Source organism: Haloterrigena salina JCM 13891 (assembly GCF_000337495.1).
Taxonomy (GTDB): domain Archaea; phylum Halobacteriota; class Halobacteria; order Halobacteriales; family Natrialbaceae; genus Haloterrigena; species Haloterrigena salina.
The window spans coordinates 63,936-83,965 of the sequence record NZ_AOIS01000048.1; the positions used below are offsets into that span (position 1 = coordinate 63,936).

The window sequence follows — 20,030 nt, forward strand, 5'->3', positions numbered from 1 at the left end:
CGGATAAACGAGTTGCGTTTCCAGCAGAACGGCGAACGCGGGTTACTCGGAGAACATCGAGCCGAGCTGGTCGCGCCAGTCCTGAATGTCCGTGACCTCGGCGCGGACGTCCTCGATGTCGGCTTCGAGGTCGTCGACCTCGCCCTCGAGATCGTCGATGTCGTCGGCGACCTCGTCGAGATCGTCCGAAACGTCCTCGACGTCCGCTTCGACCGTTTCGACGTCCCCCTCGAGGTCGCTCACGTCGGTCGAGAGCTCGTCGACGTCTCCTTCGACGGCCGCAACGTCGTCCGCGACGTCTTCGACATCCGTCTCGACAGTCGTAACGTCCTCGGAGACCGCGTCGAGATCGGTCTCGACGTCGTCGAGCCGTCCCTCGTTGTCCTCGACTCGAGTTCCCATCGCGTCGAACTCGTCTTCGAGCGCCGCGAGATCCGACTGGAGCTCCTCGATGAGCTGCTCGCCGGTGCCGTTCTCCTCGAGGAACGATTCCAGGGCGTCGGCGTAGGCGAGAACCTCCTCAACGCGCGACTGGAGGTGGTCGACCTTCGCGATTTCCGGCCCCGACGGCTCGAGGTCGAGCGCGGAGCGAAGGGCCGCCAGATCGTCGTCCTCGAGTTCGTCCTCGCGAATCTCGGTTGCGAGGCGGGCGCCGATCGATCCCTCGACGGATGCGACGGACCCGGGTTCCGCGTCGGCGTCCGCTGTCGACGTCGGTGCGGGGGCCGGCTCGGTGTCGGATTCGCTCGCTTCCGCCTCGACGTCCTCGAGCGGGGTCGCCGCGTCGTCGGTTTCGCCAGACTCCGCCTCGACGTCCTCGAGCGGGGTCGCCGCGTCGTCGGTTTCGCCAGACTCCGCCTCGAGTGCGTCCTCGTCGTCAGCCTCGTCAGTAGTCTGGACGTCCGTTTCGTCGCCTTCGTCGTCGGTTACGTTCGGCTCGGGAGCGTCGGCGTCCGTGTCGGTCACGGCAGACTCGGGAGCGCCGTCATCCGTCTCGGCGTCGCCGTCGTCTTCGTCCGCCGCAGGCTCCTCGTCGGCCTCGTCGGCCCCGAGGTCGATCTCCGGCGCACCGTCGTCGTTATCTGCCTCATCGGCGCCGGCCGCGGCGGCCTCGAGATCGAGTTCGATCTCGGGTTCGTCGGCGTCGCCGTCGTCTTCGTCCGCCGCAGGCTCCTCGTCGGCCTCGTCGGCTCCGAGGTCGATTTCGACGCCCGCATCCTCGTCGCCCTCGTCGTCGGCGGCATCCACGGCCGTCTCTTCGCCGGGAATCTCCTCTTCCTCGAAGCCGAGGTCGATATCCGGCGCGTCCTCGGCGTCGTCCTCGTCGACGACCGAGTCGTCGGGTTCGGGATCGACGTCGTCGAGGTTCAGATCGAGGCCGGACGACTCGTCGACGGAGTCGTCTTCGGGGGTCTCGTCCTCGAGGCCGTCAGCACCGTCTTCCTCGGCCTCGGCGGCGTCGGCCTCGGTATCGTCGGTCTCAACGTCCGCGGCGTCGTCGTCCGTCTCGAGGCCGGGTACCGACTCCGAGTCGCCGGCGATCATGTCCTTGACGGGTTGGTTCCGGTCTTCGGAGACGATGTTGCCGATGACGTCGTCGTCGACTTCCTCGGCCTCGGAGTCGCTCTCGGCGTCGGAGCTGACCTCGACGAGTTCCGGCTTCGTCAGGAACTCGGCGGCCTCGCTCTCGTCTTCGATTCGGATGCCGTAGACCGTTACGAGCTGTTCGTTCGCGTCGAGACTGCCGGTGAACTCGACGTGGTTGTCCTGGAACGCGGTCCAGTCGTCGCTGTGATACTCGGGGTGGAACCCGACCTTGTCCATCGGGAACGATTCCGGGATCTCCTCGGAGAGACGAAACTCGACCTGATCCTCGCGCTCCGATTCGATCTCGAACCGGATGGCGGGGACGGGAAACTCGTCCGCCGCAAACGTCTTCCGAACGGACAACCCGTCGGCGCTGACTTCGACTTCGTCGTCCGTGTCGGCGGTGCTACTCATGAGGCCAACGTTACCACAGCATTACTATAAATGATACGGACAGTATCAGATCTGTTCATGAACTCCGCGGCCGGCGACGACGGTCTAGAGATCGATCCGATCGCCGATCTCGACGATCTCCAGTTCCCGCGGGTAGTCGAAACTCTTGGCGTGGTGATGGAGGACCTTCGGGTCGGAGGTGAGTCGCTTCCACATGTCCCAGTGACTCGGCAGCAGTCGCTCGAGTTCGAGCGCCTCGGCGGCCTCGACGATCTGGTTCTCGTCGTTGTACCAGCGCGTCCGCTCGGGCTCGCCGGTCTCCTTGTCGGGGATCATTCCGACGGTGCCGAACGCGAGGATCCCGAGGTCGATGTCGTACTCCTCGCCGAGTCGCTCGAACTCGTCGCTCGGCTTCGTATCACCGCCGTGGAAGATCGTTCCGGCCTCGTGCTCGAAGACGTAGCTGACCGGCTGGGTCGAGTCGGGGTCGTGGGCCGCCTCGACGTGGATCGTGAACTCGCCGATCTCGATCGTGTCGCCCTCGCTCACGTCGACGAACTGGTCGTCGTCGAGCTCCCACTCGTCGGTCCAGTTCTCCTCGCGAGTCACCGCGAGGCTGTCGTCGGGCGCGTAGAACGGCGAGTCAGTCGACTCGAGGATCGGCGCCTGGCTCTCGCCGTGGACGTGATCGGAGTGCTCGTGGGTCGCGAGCACGGCGTCGCCCTCGGTGACGTCTTCGGGATCGAACGGAACGGGAATCATCCGGATCGTCCGCGGCGGCGTGCCCAGCCCGAGATACGGATCGATGTAGATCGTCGTCCCCTCGCGTCCCTTGAGGACGAAGCCGTTGCAGCCGAGATACCAGATCCCGACGCTATCGGGCGAGGCGTCTTCGATGTCGCGGACGAGCCAGTCTCCCCAATCGCTTTGGACCATGTGCCAGGGTGGGAGGACCGACTGGGTAAGTGTTATTGTCTCGATGGACGCGAGCGGACTCGAGTCTAACGGGGAGCGGAAGCCGGACGAAGAGTAATCGATGGTGTCGCGATCGAGGCGGGACGATCGATGCGGGCCTTCAGGTCGCTGTGCGGCGTTGTCGACCGCCTCGAGGGTGCCGTCGATGGAGCAGATTCGCTACAGCGGAATTTCGAACGCGTCGGCCTCGTCGGTCGCGTTCCGGCCGTCGAGTCGCGAGCCCAGCAGCTGTCGCATGAGCACGACGAGCCCGTTCCCCGGTCCCTCGCCGAGGATCGCCGTCTCGTCGTACTCGTCGCCGCCGGCCGGCGTTCCGAAGGTTCCGAGCATCACCGCCTCGCGATCGGCGAACACGAGCCGACCGACCGATTCGCCGTTCGCCGGCAGGTCGAGCCAGTCGAGTTGGGGTTCCCAGAGGGTCGCCTCCGGCGCCCGTTCGCGAACGAGTTCGCGCACGCGCGGGTCTTGCGAGCCGACGTAGACGTCGACGCCCCGGTCGATCGCGTCCTCGACCCGACGGATGCAGCCCTCTTCGAGCAGCCCCGTCGTCGTGAACATCATGAACAGTTCGTCGTCGGCCCGCTCGCACAGCGACTGGCCGGTCGCGATGATCTGATCGCGACCCTCGAGCGTGCGAACGCCCTCGTCGGTCGTCGATCGGTCGTCCTCGGTGTCGCGGTCGTCCGCAGTCTCGCCGGCGCCGTCGTCTTGGGTCTCGAGCCACTCGATGCGGAGGTCCGGGTGGCCCTCGTAGGAGACGGTCTCGCTCTCGCCGTCGTAGCCGATCAGTCCGGCGTCGTTCAGCAGCGGGAGGTGGACGTGGCGCAGCGAGAGTCGAACCTCGTCAACGCGCTCTTGGGACACCTCGCGCTCGGCCGTCCCGTCCTCGCGGGCCGCGACGTCCCGAGCGAGCGTCTCGGCCGTGATCGGGTGGTACTGGTTGGCCAGCACGGTGAGGATCGTCCGTCGTCGCGCATCGGCGAGCGCGGCGAACAGCCCGTCGAGGTCGGTCTCGTAATCGGTCCTTTCGCGCCCGAGGAGGGCCACGAGTTCGGCGTCGTCGAACAGCGGGTGGTCGGCCGCGACGAGTCGGTCGTCGTCCGTCTCGACGAGGACGCCGGCCTCGAGCAGGGCGGGCAGGACGCGGTGGGTACAGTCGAGGCGCGCGCNGGTCGTCCTCGGAGACTTCCGCGAGCGGTTTATCGTCGGTTACCGCCGCGAGCTCGTAGGCAAGATCCGTTTTCGCGATTCCGTCCGGCGATCGCTCGCGGACGATCCGAAGGGCTTCGCGACGGGTTCCGTCCGCAAGCGCGTCGAAAACCTCGTCTCGAGACATCGATCGGCCGCTGACACCAGGATTACTCATCAACTACTGGTCTGTGTTAGTGGGGCTAAAGAACTGCTCCAAACCACTTTGGAATCAGTGCAGTATTACCCATATTTCGCTGACTATCACCGCTAGAAGTCTAAATTCCCGTTAATAGTAGTATAGTATTTCGATATCAGCTCCATAATATGATGTTTGATACTGTATGTCACCCTTTCGGGACTATCGTGACCGAACTGTTTCATCGGTAATTACTCGATCTCGCCTGCGACCGACTGCCACGTGAGACGCCGTCGAGTGCCGGGATAACGTTGACGACGCTTTCTCGCGGGAACATATACTGCATGTCAAACTGCCAATCGGATGCCGGATTCCGACGACGAAACGTCTTAGAAACGATCGGCGGCACGGCCGCTATCGCGTTGCTCGGTACGGGTGCGACGACGGTATCGGCGGCCGCGGACGACGATGAGGCAGCCGCAACTGGGCGTCATCCGCGATATCGACTGCCCGACCTCCCGTACGCGTACGACGCGCTCGAGCCGCACATCGACGAGCGGATCATGGAGCTCCACCACAGCGAACACCACCAGTCGTACGTCGACAGCGCGAACGCGGCACTCGAGGCGTTCGAATCGATGCGATCGGCCGGCGAGTTCGACGGAATCCGGGCCGCGAAGCGCGACTTCTCGTTTAACCTCTCCGGCCACGTCAACCATACGGTCTTCTGGGAGAGCATGAGCCCCGACGGCGGCGGCGCTCCCGAGGGCGATCTCGCGGCGGCGCTCGAGTCGCAGTTCGGCTCGTTCGAGGCGTTCCAGGCGGAGTTCGCCGCGACCGCGAACGCGGTCGAGGACGACGGCTGGGCGATGCTCTTCTACGAACCGCTGGCCGACGCGCTCGTCGTCGGACAGGTCGAAGACCAGAACGAACTCGCCCACCAGCGCGCGGTGCCGATCCTCGCGCTCGACGTCTGGGAACACGCCTATTACCTCCAGTACGAGAACGATCGCGAGGCCTACGTCGAGGCGTGGTGGAACGTCGTCGACTGGGGCGGCGTCGGGAAGCGATACGAACTGCTCGCGGAGACGTCCGGGGCCGAACTCGAGGCCGATGGGGTGTGATCTAGCTGAAGAGCGGAGAACCGAAAACCGGTACTGAGGCCGCCTACCAGGTTCCGTGGAACGTGTCGAAGGAGAGGTCCTCGAGGGACTTGTTGCCGACGGCGATCTCGTACTCGCCGGGCGTGAGCATCGGCTTGTGGAACTGCGGGCCGTCGTCGGTCGTGATCCGCGGACAGCCGGTGTTGACGAACGCGTCCATATCGAAGTTGCGCAGACGGTCCGGCGTCACCTCGTCCATCGTGATGAGGTAGGCGTCGTCGTTGTCCGCGAGGATCTCCTGGGCCTGCTCCCAGCGGCCCTGGCCGATCTTGGTACAGAAGATGACGCCCCACTTCTCGGCGTCCATCGCGCGGTGGACGGCACCGTACCGCTGTTTCATGAACTTCTCGGTGTCGGCGACGGTGACGACGTTGTTGACGGGGTCGGCGATGACGACGTGTTTCTCGGGGTATTCCATCGCCAGGCCGAGCGGGTGGAACTTTCCGCCGCCGACGTAGAGGACCTGATCCGCCGGCACGTCCGCGCTCGCGTAGTTACAGCCGAGCACCTGCCCCTCGTGGGTCAGCCGCTCGTCGCCGCGACGGCTGTGGACGTCGTAGCCGCGCTCTTCTAAGAACTCGCTCATCTCCTCGTAGCGGTTCATGTGCTGGGCCGTCGTCACGAGGCCGACGTCTTCGGTCTCCTCGGGCGACTCCAGGGTGTCGAGGGCCTCCTCCATGATCGGCGTGACCTCGACGTTCGAGAACAGCGGCACGTAGATCACCTTGTCCGTGTTCTTCATCGGCGAGTGGCCGAAGTGGACGAACACGTCGGTGCGCTTCATCAGATAGGTGTCGAGGTCGCAGGCGCCATAACAGGGCTGGCCCGAGAGCATGAACGTCACGTCGTCGTCGGACAGTTCGCGGAGGTCGTCGGCGACGGCCGGGCCGCGCCGTTTCAGTCCCTCCGGGAACTGCAGGCCGACCTTCTTGGCGTCTCGCTCCTCGATGGCGTCGACGATCTGCTCGAGTTCGTAGTCCCACTCGCGGTCGTGTTTGAGCTGCATTCCGGTGTTCCGGAGGTCCCCCTCGGTGTACTCCGACTCCTGACTCATTATCCGTCATAACGGCCACGGACGTAAAACGGCCGCGCTTTTCGACCCGTCGTCGAACGGCCCCGAGCGGAGTCCGTTGACGGCGATACTGAGATAGTGGTTATGGTGGTGCGTGCACGTTCCCGTGCGGGCGCGTGAAAGAGAAGATTCAGTTGCGATCGGTGGCGCCGATGTGCCCTCAGAACCCCGCCGAAACGGATTGGTTTCGCGACCCAACAGTCATAGTACTGGAGTATAAACGGGGTGCTAATGTCAGCGGAACAGTCTCCAGACGGATTTCTCTTCGACCTCTACCGTCGGTACATCGGCGAACCGGAGGATCGAACCGACGTCTATGTCGGCTTCGGTCTGTTTCTCGGCGGCATCGGCCTGGCAAGCATCGCGCTGTTGCTCTTCCTGTGGAGCAGTACGTTCGAAGCCCGCAGCGCGGCCCACATAACGTGGGCCGAACCCGCGTACGGTATCGTCATGATCGCGCTCCCGCTTCTCATGCTGGGGATCGTGGTCTTGCTTCCCTCCGAGCGCCGGGTGCTGTACACGTCGATAGCGGGCGTCGCCGTTACGCTCGTGGCCGTCGTCGGCTTCCTGTACGCCTATCCCGACGACTGGAACGGCTACGGAGCCGACTACACGGCGCAGGTCGTCGCGATCTACGCGATCGGTCTCGCCGGCCTGACGGCGTCGACCGGCGCAGCGCTGATCGCCCACTACCTCGATATGGCACAGCGCGTCCAGGCCGTCGAGACCGACGACGGGGACGAGGAAGACGAACTCACCGACGCCGACGTTCGGGGCGACATCGACGAGGCGATGGAGGACGTCGAACTCTCCTGGGGCGGTGTCCAGAAGACCGAACACAAGCGGCTGAGCTTCTCCGAGGACGAGTTGGACGAGGTCTCGATCGACGCCGATGCCGGGACGAAGACGACCCGTTCGACCGGCGTCGACGCGCAGGTCGCCGGGCTCAAGGGACTGAAAGGCGGCGAGACGAAGACGACCACCTCGCAATCGACGGTCGACGATCAGACGGCGAAACTGAAGGAACTCCGCGAGCAGCAGCGGGCCGAGGAGATGGCGACGGCCGACGACGACGGCTCGCCGCTGTCCGGCCTGCTCGACCGATTGCGTCAACTGCTGGGTCGAGAGTAATCCTTCGCTACCCAAAGTTAAAATATTCTTACTACCATGTAGTTTGAGATGTAAGGAATTCACATAGATTTATAATCCGTGGGCCACCTTGGCCAACTATGGCGAAAGGCCTAGACGTTGGAACGATGAACATCCTGTCAGCACAGCAGGATGGGAACGATACGGTATTCGTGCAGCAGCGTAACTCCTTCGTGGAAATCGAGTACTCGGATATGGCCGAGCAAATGTTATCGCGGAGCGAAGTTCTTCATATCCGGAAGGACGACAAGGTGTACGTCGTCGGCGACGACGCACTCAATTTCGCGAACATTTTCAACAAGGAAACCCGCCGACCGATGAAACACGGGATCCTCTCGAACGACGAGAAGAGCGCGATCCCGATGATGAAGCTCATCATCGAGCAGGTCGTCGGCGAGCCCGCGTATCCGGACGAGAAGCTCTACTTCTCTTCCCCGGCGGATCCGATCGATTCGGATCTCTCGACGCTGTACCACCAGAAGACGATCGAGTCGTTCCTCGACGACATGGGTTACGACTCCGAACCGATCAACGAAGGGATGTCCGTCATCTACAGCGAACTCGCGGACAACAACTTCACCGGGCTGGGCATCAGCTTCGGTGCCGGCATGACGAACGTCTGCCTGGCCTACTACGCGGTGCCCGTCATGAAGTTCTCCGTCGCCCGCGGCGGCGACTGGGTCGACGAGCAGGCTGCCCGCGCGACGGGCACGCCCGTCGACAAGGTCACCTCCATCAAGGAGGACGACTTCGAGCTCGACTTCACGACCGACGTCGGCGGCGTCGAGGGCGCGCTCTCGATCTACTACGAGAACCTGCTCGACTACGTCATCGAGAACATCGTCAAGGAAGTCGACGAGGAGGACGTCGAGGAAGGGCTGGACGTCCCCGTCGTCGTCACCGGCGGCACCTCGAGCCCCAGCGGCTTCGAGGCGCTGTTCCGTGACCACTTGGAGGACGCCAACATTCCGTTCTCGATCAGCGGTGTCACGCACGCGAACGAACCCCTCTACAGCGTCGCACGCGGTGGCCTCGTCGCCGCCCGATCCGACGAGGACGTCGACCACGAGGCCGACGACGACGTCGAAGCGGAAGCCGAAGCCGAATAACTCGTCCCCCCGTTCTTTCCGTTCGATTCTTCCCCCAGAGCCCGTCGTATCGACGCACTCGGCTCGAGTTCGACGGTCCCCTACCGGCGGTTAGCTCTCGTAAAACCGGTTGAACGCGTCGCGCCAGGATTCCGGCTCCTCCCCCTCGCGGATGTGTTCGACGGGAATATCCGCGAATCCACAGTGGGGACACATGGTCGTCGAGACGTCGCCCAACGAGAGTTCCTCGAGCGAGCCCTGACACCGTGGACAGTTCATATCCGACTCACTCACACGGACTCTCCTTAACTCTATTCGAAACTATCACGAAAAAGTACATTTCGGCCGCCGGTAACGCCTGCTCGTCGCCGAGCGGACGGACGCTATATTACTACTGAACATTTACAAAGGTTTTTGTATGCAACTAGTGTATCCCCTCGCAATGAGCACGTCATCGTCTCCCGAACTCGAATCGACGATCGACCGCTGTCGACCCGCCGACGCCACCCCCGTCACGCTCGAGGCCGAGTCGCTGGAGTCGACGGCGCCGGAGTACCTGCGCGATCTGAAACGCGAACTCACCGACGAGGCCCTGGTTCCGGCCCGCCTCTCCGTCGACGCCTGTTTCGACGAGGACTGCTCGCTGGCGACCCAGGACGAGATCGACCGCGTGCGCGGCTACGTGCGGGCCGGCTCGTTCCTCGGCGTCGGGAGCGTGACGGTCCGCGTCGACGACGTCGCCGATCCGGAGAAGGTCCGCCCCGCGCTCGCGGCGTGTGCCGAACGGGCCGAACGCGAGGGGCTCGCGCTCGAACTCGAGGGGCCTATTACGATCGACGCCTAACGCGTCGGCATGTCAGGGCCGTCGCGGCGCACGCTCGCCCGAGCGCTCGAAGCGCTCGCCGATTTCGCCGATCCGTCACCCGCCCTCGAGCAGTATCTCACGCCGCCGGAGATCGCCGCCCACATCGCCCACCAGGCGCGGATGCAGGGCGATCTCGAAGGGTGGACCGTCGATCTCGGGACCGGAACCGGGATGCTCGCGATCGCCGCCTCGCTGGCCGGCGCCGAGAGTGTCGTCGGGATCGACGTCGACCCCGAGGCCCTCGCGCTGGCCCGGACCAACGCCGCCCGGATCGACGAAGCGGGCAGCGACGGCCCACTCGAGTGGGTCCGCGGCGACGCTGTCGAACCGCCGCTGTCTCCGCCCGTCGACGGCGACGTCACCGTCCTCTCGAACCCGCCCTTCGGCGCCCAGCGCGGGAATCGCCACGCCGACCGCGAGTTCCTCGAGACCGCCCGCTCGATCGCAAGCGTCTCCTATACGATCCACAACGAAGGGAGCCAGGCGTTCGTCGAGTCGTACGCGGCCGACGCCGGCGCCGACGTGACCCACGCGTTCCGGGCCGAGTTCCCGATTGCGAACCGATTCGAGTTTCACACCGAGGCGGAGACGACGCTCGAGGCGGAAGTGTTCCGGATCGAGTGGTGAGTGGCTGATTCGCAACGGGAGATATTCGCGTCTGTACTGAAGCCGTATGTTCAGCAGAGAACACTGAAAGAAGCGTTCTGCTATCGTGGCAACAGGGAGTTGCCACGCTCTCCCCATCCGATTCGCTCGTTTCATCTGCTCACGGGCGCGAAGCGCCCGTTCGCATGGTCTGCGGGACCTTCGGTCCCGCACCACTCGCTCATCCACTGGAAGACGCTTCGCACCTTCCAAGCTGCTGAAAATCGGAGATTTTCGCATCACGAGACGGCTTCCCGTCTCGAACGACTTCGTTCGTTTCACTCACGAAGACCTCGCACGAGTTTCGACTGCGGTTCGCCGGTGGCTCACGGGTCGCTTCGCTCCCAGTTCGCTTTTCCGAGACCATCACTCCGTTCCGGTCTCGCCCTTCTCACCGCAGTCCAGCGCGTGCCACTGCACGTCGGATGATCGAATAGGAACGGTAACGCCTCTGTCTACCGTTAGGCCTCGAGGTGCTCGAGCCGGGCGTAGCGACCCGCCCGCCAGCCCGTCAGGAGCGCGACGACGGTCCCGACGACGATCGCCAGAACGAGGCCGACGGCGTACACCTCGACGGGCGTCCGCAGGAGCGACTCGAAGCCGACGACCGCCTCCGTGAGGCGGTTGAGCCCGCGGGTGAGCAGCGGCGTGGCGGCGAGTCCGACGACTCCGCCCAGCAGCCCGATGACCAGCCCCTGGACGCCGATCGTCCCCGCGAGGACCCACCGCGAGAGGCCGACCGCCCGGAGCGCGGCGAGTTCGTCCCGCTGCTGGTAGGCTACGAGGGCGAACAGGTTGACCGTCAGGACGACGCCGCCGACCAGCGAGAGCCCGACCAGCGTCGCGCCGCTGGCGAGGACGAGGGGCCGTTCCTCGACCATCGACCCGATCTGCTCGTCGCTCGTGCGGACGTCGTAGCCCGGATACGCTGCGTCCAGGTCCGCGGCGACGGCATCGCGGTCGGCCCCGTCCTCGACGCTGGCCGTGACGAACGTCGCCCGGTCGGTGCCGGTCGTTCCGGCGACCGCCTGCAGGTCGGTCAGCGGCACCGTCTCGACGTCCGTTCCGAGGAACTGCGAGTAGTAGGATGCGATGCCGACGACGGTGAACTCGTCGTCCCGGGCCGTCTGACGGCTGGTCCCGATGGAGACCGTATCGCCGACCGAGACGCCCAGCGACTCGGCCGTTCCGGGGTCGAGGACGATCTCCTCCGTCGTCGGTTCGCTCGGTCGGTCGGCGGCGGAGTAGTTGCCGTCCGAGTGGTTCATCTCGGTCTCGAACCCGCCGCCGGCCTCGAAGCCGAAGCCGTCGTGGGTCTCGTGGACCCCGACCGCCGTCGTCCGCACCACGTCGTCGTCCGTCGCGACGTAGAGTTCGTGCATCGCGATCGGCGAGGCGGAGCTGACGTCGTCGCGCTGGGTCATCTCGGCCGACATCCCATGGGCGCCGACGATCGGGTTCGCCGTGTCGCTGGATTCGGGATCGATCGATTCGCTCGTGACCCAGATGTCCCGTCCGGCGTTCTCGAGGCCGTTCTCTCCCGTTTCGACGACGCCGACGCCGAGACTCGCCAACAGCGTCACCGACAGCACGGCCAGCGTCACCGCGAGGACGGTCAGCGCGGTCCGACCGGGCGAGCGGCGAAGCTGTGCGAACGCGAGGCCGACGACGGCTCGCGTCCGGACCGCCGCACGGCGCAGTCGCGGGCTCATCGCCCCACCTCCGTCAGGACGGACGTGCGAGCCGCGACGACGAGCGGGTAGGGGACGGCCACCAGCCCCGCGACGAGCGCGACGCCGACGGCGTAGGGAACGAACAGCGGATGGAGTTCGGCGACGGCTCCGGGCGCGATGGTCGCGCTGGCGATCCTGTTGACGGCGTAGATTCCGCCCGCACCGAGCGCGACCCCTACGAGCGCGCCGCAGACGGTCGTCAACAGCGTCGAGACGGCGACGATCGCCAGCCGGCTGCGGGTCGTGAAGCCGACCGACTCGAGGACGGCCAGCGTCCGCCGGTCCTCGTTGACGGTCATCCCCATCGTCGTCGCGACGAACGAGGCACAGATCGCCACGCCGACGATCAGCGCGAGCAGGCTCGTCGCGAAGGCCAGTTCGTCCTCGAACAGCGAGGCGGGGTTGGTTCGATCGACCGACTGGACCGTCGCCTCGGGATAGGCGTCGGCGGCGGCCGACTCCGCGGCGGCGCCGTCGCCCCACACCAGCACCTGGTCGGCCAGTTCGCCGTCGGCCGCCCCGGACAGCGTCTGCAGTTCGCTCAGGTGGATCAGCGCGACCGGCGTCTCCGCCTCGCCGTCGCCGGCCGTCTCGACCGCAGCGACCGTCGACGACGGCGCCGCGCCGTCGGGTAGCCGCTCGCCGCCCGGCGTGAGTTCGTCCCCGGCCTCGACCTCGAGTCGATCCGCCGCGGCCGCCGAGAGCACGATCTCGCCCCGGCGCGGGCCGCCGTACGAGCCGTCGGCGTAGTGTGGATCGCCGGACTCGAGTTCGTCCGTGGGGAGCCCGGCGACGGTCCGCGATTCGTCGTCGGGAACGACGCCGACGAGCAGGATGCGCTTCGACTCGCCGTCGGCCGACTCGAGCGCGACCGGTTCGACGAGCACCGGCGAGGCGTGGTCGACGCCGTCCCCATTCCGGATCCGCTCGGCGCGCGCGTTGGCCTCGCCGAGCTGGGACTTCTCGACGCCGTCGACCGCCGCGAGCGAGTCGCTTTCCGCGGGAGCGACGCGAACGTCGGCGTCGTCCCGATCGACGGTGGCGCCGTCGGCGAGCCCCAGCGCGATTCCGGTGACGACGATCAGGAGAGCGATGGTCAGCGCGACGGCGGCCGTCGTCGCCGCGAGCCGCCGCGATTTGGTCCCCGTCGCGCGCTTCCAGAGGCGGACGACCGAGACGGTGAGGACTCCCCACCAGCGGGCGCGGCGACTGCCCGCGGTCGTCGTCTCGAACCGATCGTCACCTGCCATCGTCGACCACTCGCCCGTCGCGGAGCGTGACCACGCGGTCGGCGACGGCCAGCGTCGCGTCGTCGTGGGAGGCGACCAGCACGGTCCGATCGCGTCCGATGTCCGTGAGGAGGTCGAGCACGTCCGCGCCGGTCGCCGTGTCGAGTTCTCCCGTCGGTTCGTCGGCGACGATCACGTCCGGATCGGTCACGAGCGCCCGGGCGATCGCGACGCGCTGGCGTTCGCCGCCGCTGAGTTCGCCCGGTGAGTGGTCGGTCCGGTCGCCGAGACCGACCTGTTCGAGCAGCGACTCCGCCCGCTGGCGGCGCGTCGATCTGTCGATCCCGGCCTGCACGAGCGGGAGGGCGACGTTCGCGCGGGCCGACAGCGACGGCAGGAGGTGAAACCGCTGGAAGACGATGCCGACGTGGTGGCGTCGCAGGCGCGTTCGCTCGCGGTCCGAAAGCGACGTGAGGTCGGCGGTATCGAGCACCTGGATCCGTCCCGCGGTCGGCACCAACAGCCCGCTGACCGCGTGCAGGATCGTCGACTTGCCGCTGCCGCTCGGTCCCTCGAGACCGACGGTCTCGCCCGCGCCCACCTCGAGCGTCACGTCTCGAAGCGCCGTCACCGTCCGGTCCTCGCTCGAGCGACCGCGGCCGCCGCTCGAGCCGTACTCGTGGGTGACGTCCTCGAGGCGAACGGCCGTCGGCGATTCGCGCTCGTCGGTGGTCGTCGGGCCGGCCTGGGGGGTCGTCCGCCGGAGTGCATGGTCGCTCATCGGTCCGTAGGTCAACTCGATCGAACCGACCACGCAGCGGGTCATTGTTTCTCTCCGGCTTCCCGAGGCCACGCGGTCGTTAACGGACGTTGTGATCGGCGCAAGAACGTCTCCACGAACGCACCGTTATCGAGCCTTGACCGTTCGAGAACGCGAGCGATACGCGCTCGAGCTCCGGCGCTCGGGCGGTCGAAACGTGAACGTATTACTGACTGTCGTCCGTACGAACCGGTTTACGGGGCCGGTGTCGGCGCTACGAGGTGACGGGAGAAACGGCTGCTCCGCGCGATCCGTCGGACCTAGCTGTACGTCTCTCGGCTCGCGACCGCGACCCTGGTTCCGTCGGCGCTCGCGTAGATCGTGTCGTCGACTCGCTCGAGCGTGAGTCCGCCCGCGGTCTCCGACTCGCCGGCGGCGGGCACCGGCGTCGTCTCGACGGTCTCGCCATCCCGGAACTCGACCGCGAGGACGAACTCGCCGTCTCGGGACTCGATCGTGACGTTGCGATCGTCGATGCGGACGTCCGCCCGGGACCCCTCGGACTCGTGGGCGAGCCGGCGGTCCTCTCCTTCGGGCCAGATCTCGACCTGATAGACGGTGTCGTTGCCGACCGGCTCCCAGCCGGTCCGCTCGACGTGGACGGTCTCGCGCCAGCCCGGGCCGCCGACGACGACCTCGGCGTCGCCGGTGAAGGCGAGCCGGTTGGCCGGCACCACCTCCACCCAGAGCTGGCGCTCCGTGCTCGAGACGATCACCCCGCTGGACTCGAGCGAGACGGCCTCCGCGAGCGGTCCCACCTGGACCGGCGAGACCTTCTGGTTCTCGACTCCTTCGGCGTACTGGATCGTGTAGTCCTCGATCTCGACGGCCGACTCGGAGGAGACGGTCGCGTCGTCGAGCATGAAGAAGTTGACCGGGACCGCCGCGCCGGCGACGACGGCGAAGACGGCCAACACGGCGAACAGCGCCGTCTTGCGCCGCGTGACTGACGAGAGCCGCGTCGATCCCCGGTCGGTCGCCGCCGTCGCGATCTCGCCGATCCGCTCGAGGGGTGAGGTCGACGACCGATCGCCGCCGCGGGCGATCTCGAGCGGCCGAGCGACGGACGATCCGGAACTCGAGCCGCGGAGCCGAGCGAGGCGACGCTCGAGTCGGGCGGGGACGATCGGTCGCTCCGAGGCCGTTATCGCGACCGTCACCGCGAGCGCGAGGATTATGACGACGAGGACGCCGGGGCCCTGGAAGAGGTAGTAGACGTTCGCGCTGCCGAACCAGTAGATCTGCCACAGACCCTGGGCGAAGCCGAACAGCAAGATTGCGATCCAGACCCGGAGCGCGTCGGGACGCTGCCCCCGTCGCCGGAGGAGTCCGATCGCGAGGACGAGCCCGATGAAGAATCCCAGCGCGTGGCCCTGGATGGCGATGCCCGCCCACGAGGGCGCCGACGGGGCCCGCGGCTGGGCGACGTAGACGCCGATCGGCGTCTGGAGCGCGCGATAGAGCGTCAATAGCGCGCCCTGCACGCCGAGCACGCCGATGAGCGTCACGATCGGATAGTGGACGAGCGAGAAGGCCGCGAAGGCGAAGACGACTCCCGAGAAGCCGATGACCGGACCGAGCGCGAACAGACTCGAGCCGATCGTGATCGCGACGACGATCAGCGGGAAGACCACCAGCGCGCGGATCCAGGGGTCCGTCCGCCACGACGTCGCCGCCGTCTCGCCCCGTCCGTCGGGGTAGTGCCCCCAGGCGTACTCCGCGATCGGCGCGACGACGACGGCGCCGGCGAGGTTCCCGATGAGGTGTCCCGGGCCGGCGTGGGAGAACGACGCCGTCAGCATCCCCAGCGGGNATGTGTATAAGAGACAGGGCGTACTCCGCGATCGGCGCGACGACGACGGCGCCGGCGAGGTTCCCGATGAGGTGTCCCGGGCCGGCGTGGGAGAACGACGCCGTCAGCATCCCCAGCGGGTAGAAGTACGAATACGCGCGGTAGGGGAGCGTTACCGGGTTTCCGAACGCGGTGATTCCGTCCTGGACGAACAGGTAGACGCAGTAGACCAGCGCGATCACGAGCAACGATCCCCACGGGACGCCCAGGACGAGTCGCGAGCGGGCGACGTCGCCCCAGCGGCGGGCGGGGCTGTGGAGTCTGTGGACGACGGCGACGGAGGCGAGCACCGACGCCACCAGAAACAGCGGGACGACGACCGACAGCGCGATCGTCAGGAGGGCCTCCTGCGAGAGCATATCCAGTGGTTCGGCCGCGGCTGTATATTGGTTTAGGTTCTCCCTATCGCGGGTCGTGCGATCGCCGATCACGCACGCGCGGTCGACCCCCGTCGCCGACCGCCGTCCCTCGAGCCCGAACAGAAAGCTACAAGCGGCCGACGACCGGAACGGTGGACATGGAACTGCGGGTCACCGAGAGCACCGACACCGAACTCTCGATCGAGATCGCCGGCGAGGATCACACCTTCATGAACGTCCTCAAGGGCGCACTGCTCGAGCACGAGAACGTCAGCGCGGCCACCTACGACGTCAACCCCGAACAGTCGGGCGGCCAGACCGAACCCATCCTCACGATCAAGACCGAGGGCGGCGTCGATCCGCTCGAGGCCCTCGAGGATGCGGCAGTCAACGTCCGCGAGAAGGCCATCTCCTTCCGCGAGGCGTTCGAAGCGGCCGCCTGAACAGGAGCTTCGACACTCGATCTCGGGGGCTCGAGTCCTCGTCTTCTCGCCGGGAATTTTACTCGAGGGAGTTGCCACTCCGTCCGGACGAACACGGCGTAGTCGACGGAGCAGCGTGTTCTCGTCTCCCGTCGGGCGGACCGACTACCGTGCGGTGGCGCGCGCTGGGCCGCGATGAGTGAACAACGAATCGCGGCGTGAAGTCGTGCGAGGTCTCTGTGAGCGAAGCGAACAGAGGCTTGTCCGAGCTTGCTCTGACAGTGGATGAGTGAGTGAACGAAGTGAGCGAACGAATCGGCTGGGGAGGGCGTGGCGATCCCCTGTTGCCAGCGTGAGTAGATCTTGCAGCGTTTCCCTTCAGCAAAAAACTCCAACGGATTATTAAAGAGTCTAGCAGGCCGCGTAGTGGACGTAGACCGATCCCTCGACGACGTGCAGGTCAAGTCCCTCCCGCTCGAGTTCGGGATCCGTGACCGCGTCGCTGGTCTCGAGTCCGCCTGCGATGTCGTCGGCGAGGGCGGCCTCGTCGTCGTAGTCGTCGATCGATAGCGGGGGCGTCAACTGGCCGCTGGCGCCTGCGCTCCCGCAATCGACGCCGAAATCGCTCGGCCGGACGCCCTCCGAGTCCGTGCCGTCGTGCTGGCTCGCCACGTGCGCGCGGTTGTTGTACTCGGCGTAGGCCGCGAGCCCGTCGTCGTACGAGCGCGAGCTATCGCGTTCGGCCTCGAGTCGGTCGTGAACTTCCAGTTCGGTCGCCTCGAGGTCGATCCCCGCGGCCTGACTTCCCTCACCCGGCGCGTCGGGCGGCGACGGCTCGCCGACGCCCGGAACGATCGACAGCGGGACGACGCCGGTCGCGAACAGCGCGGCGACCACGACGATGACCGCCAGAATCGGCGCGTACGGCTTGGCCACCTCGAGCCAACTGGACGTCTCGAGTTCGCCGTCGACGTCGTCGTAGCGCTGCTCGATCTTCTCTAGGTCGTGGTTCCCACAGCGCGAACACGGCGGGTTGTACTTGACGTGGTCGCGACCGCAGTCCTGACACCGCCAGACGTAGGTGGTGCCGGTGTCGACCGTTTCCGTCTCGGTCACGCCGGTGTCGACGGCGGGGTCGCTCGAGGCCGCCCTCGAGGACTCGCTTCGCTCGGCCTCTGTCTCGCCTTCGCCCTCGCGAACGACCGCCTTCTCGAAGGTGTTGTGTCCGCAGTTATCACAGGGAGGGTCGTTTTCCGCGTGAGGTTTGCCACACCACGTGCACCGCCACTTCACTGGTCGTAACGCACAACTGTGTCGATATAAGCGTGTTGGAAGTCGAAACGAACGGCCTGAGTCGCCTCGCTCATTGGCTCACGGCCGATGGCCGTTCGCCGGTTCGTTCGCTCGCGGTTCAGAGTCGAACCGGAACGTCCCGCTCGTCCAGATACTCCGTTCCCACCTTTTTCCGCTCGGGTTCGTTCCACTCACCACTCGCGCAAAAATCTGGACCAAAAAGCCGCTCGCTCACTGGCTCACGGCCGACGGCCGTTCGCCAGTTCGTTCGCTCGCGGTTCAGAGTCGAACCGGAACGTCCCGCTCGTCCAGATACTCCTTGGTCTCCTCGATCGAGTACTCGTCGAAGTGGAAGATCGAGGCCGCGAGGCCAGCGTCGGCGCCGGCCTCGGTGAACACGTCGTACATGTCCTCGGGGCCGCCACAGCCCGAGGAGGCGATGACTGGCGTGTCGACGGTCTCGCAGACCGCCTTCGTCAGCGGCAGGTCGTAACCGTCCTTGGTGCCGTCCTTGTCGATCGAGTTGACGAATAGTTCGCCCGCACCGCGGCGTTCGGCCTCCTGTGCCCACTCGAGCACGTCGATACCGGTTCCCTCGCGGCCGCCCTTCTTGGTGCACTCGAACCAGCAGGACTCGCCGTCGATCTCGACGTAGTGTTCGCCCTCTCCATCGAACCGCCGTCTGGCGTCGACGCTAATGACGATACACTGGTTGCCGAAGGCTGTCGCGCCCTCGTTGATCAGTTCGGGGCGCTCGAGCGCGCCGGTCGTGATCGAGACCTTGTCGGCGCCGGCCCGCAGCGTCTCCTTGATGTCGTCGGTGGTGCGGATGCCGCCGCCGACCGTGAGGGGGATGAAGACCTCGTCGGCGACGCGCTCGACGACGTCGAGCATCGTCTCGCGGCCCTCCGCGGAGGCGGTGATGTCGAGGAAGACGAACTCGTCGGCGCCGGACTCGTTGTACGCCTTGGCCATCTCCACCGGATCGCCGGTGTACTTCAGGTCCTCGAAGTTGACGCCGGTGTAGACCGCCGGGTTCCCGTCCTCGTCTAAGTCCACGTCGATACACGGGATGATTCGCTTTGTCAGCATGTGGTCGTTGTGCGAGCCTTGGAACCCGGGATAGTAAAGTGGTCCCCATCGGTGTCCCGAGCGACGGACGGCTCGCTTCCTCGAGCGACACCTCGCTCGCACCGTCCGCCCGGCGAGTTGTCACCGCGACCGCCGCGGTACCGTCCTCAGGCCGACCGCAGTCGCTCCCGGAACGCCTCGACCGCGTCGGGAAGCACCTCGAGTTGGGCCCGGATGCGCGCGTAATTGCCGTACTCGGTGAACAATGAAACGACGACCTCGGGATCGTTGTCCGCGGCCCGGCGGACGCTGTCGTCGGTCCACTCGAGCGACCGGAGCGTCTCCGCGAGGACGTACGCGCCGATCGACGGCTCGGTCACCGACGCGCCGGCCGACGCGGCCGCTTCGATCGCGGCCGTTCGCTCCGCGCGGATCTCCGCGGTCGATTCGGGCGTCGCCAGCGTCCCCTCGTCGATTCGACCGCGCACGCGCTCGAAGGCCCGGTACAGCACTTCGAACCGGGCGGCCTCGTAGAGCGCGATACCCGTGTTGCCGTCCTCGATGGCCCGGTTCAGGCCGTCCCCCGCGCTCGAAACCGGATCCACCGTCCGCCAGAGCATCTGCTCCGTGTGCTGGTCGAGCGCTCCGTCGACGACGCCGTCGAGCCAGTCCTCGTCGGTTCGATCGGGGACCGTGACGCTCTCGACGCGCTCGGTCGACGCCTCGAGCGTCGCGTCGAAGACCGGCGTCAGATCCGTCGACTCGTCGGTTCGCTCGTCGAAGCGCCCCGCGAGGTGCTCCCAGGCGGTCCGCGTGGCCGTCGCGAACTCGACCGCGCCGGCGCCGTCGCCGATGTCGATGACGGTGGCGTCCCCGTCGACCTCCCACCGATTTCGACCGAGCCGATCCGCCGCACGTCGGAGGTCCGATTCCTGGCGCGCGTAGAACAGCGCCGCCCGAAGCAGTTCGTCCTCGGCGTCGCTCCGG

Annotated in this window: 17 protein-coding genes and 2 pseudogenes; 6 read left to right on the forward strand and 13 right to left on the reverse strand. The window is 66.4% G+C overall.

Going from position 1 to position 20,030, the window contains the following annotated elements; all coding sequences use genetic code 11:
• Positions 1–42: 42 nt before the first annotated feature.
• The 3 genes from C477_RS14780 to C477_RS14790 form a co-directional block, all read right to left on the reverse strand.
• Entirely contained in the window at positions 43–2,001 is a 1,959-nt protein-coding gene (locus C477_RS14780; protein ID WP_008895314.1) for a midas domain-containing protein, read from the reverse strand.
• An 84-nt stretch (positions 2,002–2,085) separates the two neighbouring features.
• Positions 2,086–2,916, reverse strand: coding sequence for an MBL fold metallo-hydrolase (locus C477_RS14785; RefSeq protein ID WP_008895315.1), 831 nt, complete (start codon positions 2,914–2,916; stop codon positions 2,086–2,088).
• A gap of 198 nt (positions 2,917–3,114) precedes the next feature.
• Positions 3,115–4,002 carry a DUF7344 domain-containing protein gene (locus tag C477_RS14790; RefSeq protein ID WP_008895316.1) on the reverse strand — a complete coding sequence of 296 codons (888 nt, stop codon included), beginning with the start codon at positions 4,000–4,002 and terminating at the stop codon, positions 3,115–3,117.
• 624 nt (positions 4,003–4,626) lie between these two features.
• Here C477_RS14790 and C477_RS14795 point away from each other — a divergent pair.
• The gene (locus C477_RS14795; RefSeq protein WP_008895317.1) at positions 4,627–5,406 is read left to right on the forward strand and encodes a superoxide dismutase; all 780 of its coding nucleotides are present in this window, start codon (positions 4,627–4,629) and stop codon (positions 5,404–5,406) included.
• A 43-nt stretch (positions 5,407–5,449) separates the two neighbouring features.
• Here C477_RS14795 and dph2 read toward each other — a convergent pair whose 3' ends face one another.
• Positions 5,450–6,499, reverse strand: a complete 1,050-nt coding sequence (gene dph2 / locus C477_RS14800) for a diphthamide biosynthesis enzyme Dph2 (protein ID WP_008895318.1) — start codon at positions 6,497–6,499, stop codon at positions 5,450–5,452.
• A 249-nt stretch (positions 6,500–6,748) separates the two neighbouring features.
• Here dph2 and C477_RS14805 point away from each other — a divergent pair, with 249 nt between their 5' ends.
• Positions 6,749–7,648, forward strand: coding sequence for a DUF7139 domain-containing protein (locus C477_RS14805; RefSeq protein WP_008895319.1), 900 nt, complete (start codon positions 6,749–6,751; stop codon positions 7,646–7,648).
• Between the two features lie 98 nt (positions 7,649–7,746).
• A complete protein-coding gene (locus C477_RS14810; protein ID WP_049914565.1) occupies positions 7,747–8,775 on the forward strand; it encodes a disk-shape morphogenesis protein volactin in 1,029 nt (342 codons plus the stop codon).
• A gap of 90 nt (positions 8,776–8,865) precedes the next feature.
• On the opposite strand, the gene C477_RS22995 is transcribed toward C477_RS14810, so the two are convergent.
• Entirely contained in the window at positions 8,866–9,033 is a 168-nt protein-coding gene (locus tag C477_RS22995) for a TFIIB-type zinc ribbon-containing protein (RefSeq protein ID WP_008895321.1), read from the reverse strand.
• Positions 9,034–9,196: 163 nt separating this feature from the next.
• Between C477_RS22995 and C477_RS14815 the strand changes: the two genes are divergently transcribed.
• The gene (locus C477_RS14815; RefSeq protein WP_008895322.1) at positions 9,197–9,598 is read left to right on the forward strand and encodes a hypothetical protein; all 402 of its coding nucleotides are present in this window, start codon (positions 9,197–9,199) and stop codon (positions 9,596–9,598) included.
• Positions 9,599–9,607: 9 nt separating this feature from the next.
• A complete protein-coding gene (locus C477_RS14820; protein ID WP_008895323.1) occupies positions 9,608–10,246 on the forward strand; it encodes an METTL5 family protein in 639 nt (212 codons plus the stop codon).
• Between the two features lie 479 nt (positions 10,247–10,725).
• On the opposite strand, the gene C477_RS14825 is transcribed toward C477_RS14820, so the two are convergent.
• The 5 genes and pseudogenes from C477_RS14825 to C477_RS24935 all read right to left on the reverse strand — a co-directional run.
• On the reverse strand, positions 10,726–11,976 hold the full coding sequence (locus tag C477_RS14825; RefSeq protein WP_008895324.1) for an ABC transporter permease: 1,251 nt from the start codon (positions 11,974–11,976) through the stop codon (positions 10,726–10,728).
• Positions 11,973–13,247 carry an ABC transporter permease gene (locus tag C477_RS14830; protein ID WP_008895325.1) on the reverse strand — a complete coding sequence of 425 codons (1,275 nt, stop codon included), beginning with the start codon at positions 13,245–13,247 and terminating at the stop codon, positions 11,973–11,975. Before C477_RS14830 ends, C477_RS14825 begins: the two co-directional genes overlap by 4 nt.
• On the reverse strand, positions 13,237–14,007 hold the full coding sequence (locus C477_RS14835) for an ABC transporter ATP-binding protein (RefSeq protein WP_049914570.1): 771 nt from the start codon (positions 14,005–14,007) through the stop codon (positions 13,237–13,239). Before C477_RS14835 ends, C477_RS14830 begins: the two co-directional genes overlap by 11 nt.
• A 299-nt stretch (positions 14,008–14,306) precedes the next feature.
• On the reverse strand, positions 14,307–15,848 hold the full coding sequence (locus C477_RS14840) for a rhomboid family intramembrane serine protease (protein WP_239641886.1): 1,542 nt from the start codon (positions 15,846–15,848) through the stop codon (positions 14,307–14,309).
• 130 nt (positions 15,849–15,978) lie between these two features.
• Positions 15,979–16,257: pseudogene (locus C477_RS24935) on the reverse strand (rhomboid family intramembrane serine protease); the annotation flags it as partial.
• Positions 16,258–16,415: 158 nt separating this feature from the next.
• On the opposite strand from C477_RS24935, the gene C477_RS14845 reads away from it, so the two are divergent.
• Positions 16,416–16,700 carry a DNA-directed RNA polymerase subunit L gene (locus C477_RS14845; RefSeq protein ID WP_008895328.1) on the forward strand — a complete coding sequence of 95 codons (285 nt, stop codon included), beginning with the start codon at positions 16,416–16,418 and terminating at the stop codon, positions 16,698–16,700.
• Positions 16,701–17,090: 390 nt separating this feature from the next.
• Here the strand turns inward: C477_RS14845 and C477_RS14850 are convergent, their stop codons facing one another.
• From C477_RS14850 to C477_RS14860, 3 genes and pseudogenes are all read right to left on the reverse strand, one after another.
• Positions 17,091–17,972: a hypothetical protein gene (locus tag C477_RS14850; protein WP_008895329.1), complete on the reverse strand. Its 882-nt coding sequence runs from the start codon at positions 17,970–17,972 to the stop codon at positions 17,091–17,093.
• 279 nt (positions 17,973–18,251) lie between these two features.
• Positions 18,252–19,064 carry an imidazole glycerol phosphate synthase subunit HisF gene (hisF, locus tag C477_RS14855; RefSeq protein WP_008895330.1) on the reverse strand — a complete coding sequence of 271 codons (813 nt, stop codon included), beginning with the start codon at positions 19,062–19,064 and terminating at the stop codon, positions 18,252–18,254.
• Between the two features lie 146 nt (positions 19,065–19,210).
• Positions 19,211–20,030, reverse strand: a pseudogene (locus C477_RS14860) (hypothetical protein); the annotation flags it as partial.